This is a genomic window from Streptomyces sp. NPDC059853 (assembly GCF_042731495.1).
Classification (GTDB): domain Bacteria; phylum Actinomycetota; class Actinomycetes; order Streptomycetales; family Streptomycetaceae; genus Streptomyces.
On record NZ_JBHWJL010000467.1, the window covers coordinates 1 to 2,624 of the forward strand.

Annotated in this window: 4 protein-coding genes; 2 read left to right on the forward strand and 2 right to left on the reverse strand. The window is 70.8% G+C overall.

The window, feature by feature from the left end; genetic code table 11:
- Positions 1-986: 4-hydroxyphenylpyruvate dioxygenase (hppD, locus tag ACFV5N_RS26800; RefSeq protein ID WP_385604816.1), on the reverse strand; the 986-nt coding region annotated here is incomplete at its 3' end.
- 125 nt (positions 987-1,111) lie between these two features.
- On the opposite strand from hppD, the gene ACFV5N_RS26805 reads away from it, so the two are divergent.
- Entirely contained in the window at positions 1,112-1,627 is a 516-nt protein-coding gene (locus ACFV5N_RS26805; protein WP_385604819.1) for an Lrp/AsnC family transcriptional regulator, read from the forward strand.
- Here ACFV5N_RS26805 and ACFV5N_RS26810 read toward each other — a convergent pair.
- Positions 1,570-2,052 (reverse strand): SsgA family sporulation/cell division regulator, encoded by a 483-nt coding sequence (locus tag ACFV5N_RS26810; protein WP_385604822.1) that lies wholly within the window; start codon positions 2,050-2,052, stop codon positions 1,570-1,572. The two genes, ACFV5N_RS26805 and ACFV5N_RS26810, sit on opposite strands and share 58 nt — an antisense overlap.
- A 258-nt stretch (positions 2,053-2,310) precedes the next feature.
- Between ACFV5N_RS26810 and ACFV5N_RS26815 the strand changes: the two genes are divergently transcribed.
- The coding region (locus ACFV5N_RS26815; protein ID WP_385604824.1) for a DUF2510 domain-containing protein at positions 2,311-2,624 on the forward strand (314 nt) is incomplete at its 3' end.

Below are 2,624 nucleotides of genomic sequence, written 5' to 3' on the forward strand. Positions count from 1 at the left end.
ATCTGCAACAGATAGCCGTCCTCGTCCCGGTCGGCGAGAATCTTCAGCTCCCGCAGCGTGTCCACCGGCACCCGGGTCTCCCCGACCCATTCACCCAGCGTGTCGTAGTACGAATCCGGCACGTCCAGGAACTCCACCCCCGCCGCCCGCATGGTGCGCACGGTGTGCACGATGTCCCCGGTGTTCAGGGCGATGTGCTGGACGCCCGGGCCGCCGTAGAACTCCAGGTACTCGTCGATCTGCGACTTCTTCTTGCCCGGCGCCGGCTCGTTGATCGGGAACTTGACCTTGCGGGTGCCGTCCGCCACCACCTTCGACATGAGCGCCGAGTACTCGGTCGCGATGTCGTCGCCCACGAACTCCTTCATATTGGTGAAGCCCATGACCCGGCGGTAGAAGTCCACCCACTCGTTCATCCGGCCGAGTTCCACATTGCCCACGCAGTGGTCGACCGCCTGGAACACCCGGCGCCGCCCCTCCACCGGCTCCACGATCGGCCGGGCCGGCGCGTAACCCGGCAGGTACACCCCCTTGTAGCCGGAGCGTTCCACCAGCGTGTGCCGGGTCTCGCCGTAGGTGGCCAGCGTCGCCAGCACCACCGTGCCGTCGTCGTCGCTCACCTCGTGGGGCTCGGTGATCCCCCGCGCGCCCCGGGACACCGCGTGCGCGTACGCCGCCCGGGCGTCGGGCACCTCGATCGCCAGATCGATCACCCCGTCCCCGTGTTCGGCGACGTGCCGCGCCAGTTCCTTCCCGCGCTCGCCCACCGGGGTGATGACCGAGGTGAAGACGAAGCGGGCGCTTCCGGATTCCAGCACGTACGAAGCGGTCTCCCGGCTGCCGTTCTCCGGGCCCTGATAGGCGACGAGGGTCATCCCGAACGCCGTCGAGTAGTAATGCGCGGCCTGTTTGGCGTTGCCCACCGCGAAGACCACCGCGTCCATCCCCTGGACCGGGAACGGGTCGGTCTCAGTGTGCTCAGTCATAAGCGCAGGGTGCGCCCCCTCAGCAAGGTGTGCAAGAGATGTCGCGGGCGCTGGACAACCCGTACAGCCGAACCCGCGTAGCTCCGTACGGTGTGTACAGGTTGTCCAGCGGGGACAAGCCCGGTATGGCGATCGACGAACTGGACGGCCGGCTGCTGGAACTCCTCGCGCGCCGGCCGCGCATCGGCGTACTGGAAGCCTCCCGGCACCTGGGGGTCGCGCGCGGCACCGTCCAGGCGCGCCTGGACAAGCTGCGCCGCACCGGGGTGATCCGGGGTTTCGGCCCCGAGGTGGATCCGGCCGCCATCGGCTACCCGGTGACGGCCTTCGCCACCCTGGAGATCAAGCAGGGGCGCGGCGCCGAGGTCCGCGCCCATCTGGCCTCCGTCCCCGAGGTGCTGGAACTGCACACCATCACCGGCCAGGGCGACATGCTGTGCCGGCTCGTCGCCCGCTCCAACGCCGATCTCCAGCGCGTGATCGACCGGGTGGTGGGCTTCGACGGCATCGTGCGCGCGGCCACCGCCATCGTCATGGAGAACCCGGTGCCGTACCGCACCACCGCGCTGGTACGGCAGGCGGCTCACCTGTCGCCGTCCAGCGGGCCGTCCGGCGTCCCCCACGGGTCGCCGCCCGGGTAGCAGTCGTCGCCCGGCGCCGGTGTCAACAGGGCGAAGAGTTCTTCCTCCAGGTCGGTGTTCTCCGACTCCGTGCCCGGCGGCACCACCCGCAGCGTGCGCTCCAGCCAGGCCGAGACCGCGACGGCCGGCGCCTGGATCAGCGCGTCCCCGTCCGGTGAGCTGAGCGCCACACAGATGACGCCCCGCCCGTCCTGCTGCGCCGGCCACACCCGCACATCGCCGTGCCCGGAGGGGCGGAACACCCCTTCCACCAGCAGTTCGCGGGAGAAGGTCCAGTGCACGGGGGCGTCGGAGCCGAAGTGGAAGGTGATGTGGACGGCGTACGGGTCGTCGGATCCGTACACGAAGCGGGCGGGGACCGGGATGCTGCGCTCGGGGGAGAGCACCAGCTGGAGTTCGATGTCCCGTTCGACGGTGGTGTTCATGCGCTGCGACGCCCCTTCACGGTGTTCCCTGTCAGGTCATGCGCACGGAGAGAGGGGGGAAGGGGCCGGTCATTACGCCGCTTTGGAAATTTTTCTGCGAAGGCCGCGTGTCGGCCGGGCGGCCCGCTTCGCGCGGCGCGGCATCCGCGAGACTGTCAGCAGTGATGACGGTATCTGCCGCCCCGCCGGGGGACGTACCATGCATACCCGGCGACGGCCCGCAGACAGCCCCGTAGGACGAGGAGACCTGGACCGCTCATGAGCTCCCCACCCGCAGGAAGCGCCGGCGGCAGCCCGGGGCCCAACTGGTATCCGGACCCGTCGATTCCCGGCTACATCCGGTACTGGAACGGTGCCACCTGGATGCCCGGCACCAGCCGCCCGGAGCCCAGGGACGGGGAGCCGATGCCCGCTCCGCCGCCCGGCGCGCCCGCGCCCGGCGCCGCCGCACCGGCCGCGCGGCCCGAGCCGGCCCCGGCCGGGGCGGGCGGGGACGAGGGTGCCGGAGCCCCGTCCGGTGCCGCGGCGAAGAAGCCGGATCCGCGGATCGACCCGCGCGGCCAGTTCCTGAG

Excerpts from the sequence above, each read along its gene's own strand:
- ACFV5N_RS26805 (WP_385604819.1), top strand. The coding sequence starts at position 1,112 with ATGGCGATCGACGAACTGGACGGCCGGCTGCTGGAACTCCTCGCGCGC.
- ACFV5N_RS26810 (WP_385604822.1), bottom strand. The coding sequence starts at position 2,052 with ATGAACACCACCGTCGAACGGGACATCGAACTCCAGCTGGTGCTCTCC.